The following is a 1,434-nucleotide window of genomic DNA, read 5'->3' on the forward strand; positions in this document are numbered from 1 at the left end:
CATGCCCTCTCAACATGTGCTGGGGCACCGCTGCGGCTGTCGGCATTAACGCTCGCACGATTGGGCATCGAATCTGTTGGCCGCCCGGAGATGTGGCTCGCCACGGACTAGCGTTTCTCATGACTTCTCTTGCCTGTTCGCTTGCTTTCGTGGCAATCAACTATCGCGACGGGATTGACCGACTCTTGCGTGACCTGCCCGATGGACTGGCTGCGGGGGCACTGATTGGTGGCATCGCAGTTGCTGCCGTTGTAGAGCTTGCTTACCATGCTTTATGTGCCTCCATTCGCTCTTTCGTCACGACTAACGCCAGAACGCACAATGGCGGATAACCAAAGGATGCACCGGAGTGGGGCTTGCGGCTGCTTTCTGATGGTTACCTTTTCCGTCCCCACCCGGTGATCCTAGACGTTATCCGACTGAATCAATAATGACTGACCCCAACCGCCACAATTGCGTTAACATCCACCACCACTATCGTGATGACACGGTCGTCCTCCTGCCTCACGTGTCGTTTTTGAATGGCGGGTCCGCCTTCGGCGATGGGGCAATCTTGCCTCGCTCTGATGCTAACTTGATCGGAGATGCAATCTTGCGAATGCTCGACCACTCCGCGACTGCAGACACGCGCCCGCTGGTTGAGCGCCGAACTGCGGCAATGGAACGATCACGACGTGGGTTCGAGCTTACGTTTGATGAGCAATGCCCATCGTTTGACATCCCGGACAATTGGGGCCGTATTTACGAACGTTACCCCGTCATCATTTTGGATCCTCGGGTATCGGCTCGATATTTTGCGCAAGCAATTATCACGGATTGCACCGAGTCTAAGCTACTTGCATTCGAGCACTTGCAACTGCCACGCAAAGGCCATGCAATTTATTCAACCGCTCATTCCGAAATCATTGACCGTTCAACTGGCCCCGCTTCGGTCGGCAAAATTGTTTCGGATCGCCTGCACACTTGGCGTCCCAAGCGGGGTTTCCTTGCCCGCCTGGTAGGCTAACCACTTCACATTCGCGGATAACCAAAGGATGCACCGGAGTGGGGCTTGCGACTGCTTTCTGATGGTTGACTTTTCCGTCCCCACCCGGTGATCTTAGACGTTATCCGATTGAGCCGCGGACTTTTGCTGCCTTCCTCGCGCTCTGCGGGGCACAACCAACGTATGGATTCCATGCCGTTCGTTCCACGCCATCGCGCCGACTTCACATGGACGATGATTCACTCACTGCAAACGATGACTGAACCAACGTTGACGGTTCCTCGATCAATTCATGCTCGTGTTGGCGATGCGACGCTTTACCCTTTGCTTGCACGACCGGCGACGACGTACCGTATCGGCGGCGATCTTCCTTGGTCACGCATCTTCACTGATCGCCGCCGATACGGAACGTCGTCGCCTCCAAGGTGGTTCCGACCGCAACTTCGTAG

General features: G+C 55.6%; 2 protein-coding genes. Both read left to right on the forward strand.

The window, feature by feature from the left end; all coding sequences use genetic code 11:
- On the forward strand, nt 1–332 hold a 332-nt coding region (locus tag RC85_RS28805), incomplete at its 5' end, for a hypothetical protein (RefSeq protein WP_238383249.1).
- A 908-nt stretch (nt 333–1,240) separates the two neighbouring features.
- Nucleotides 1,241–1,434: hypothetical protein (locus RC85_RS28810; protein WP_238383250.1), on the forward strand; the 194-nt coding region annotated here is incomplete at its 3' end.

This window comes from Rubripirellula obstinata (genome assembly GCF_001642955.1).
In the GTDB taxonomy this organism is placed as follows: domain Bacteria; phylum Planctomycetota; class Planctomycetia; order Pirellulales; family Pirellulaceae; genus Rubripirellula; species Rubripirellula obstinata.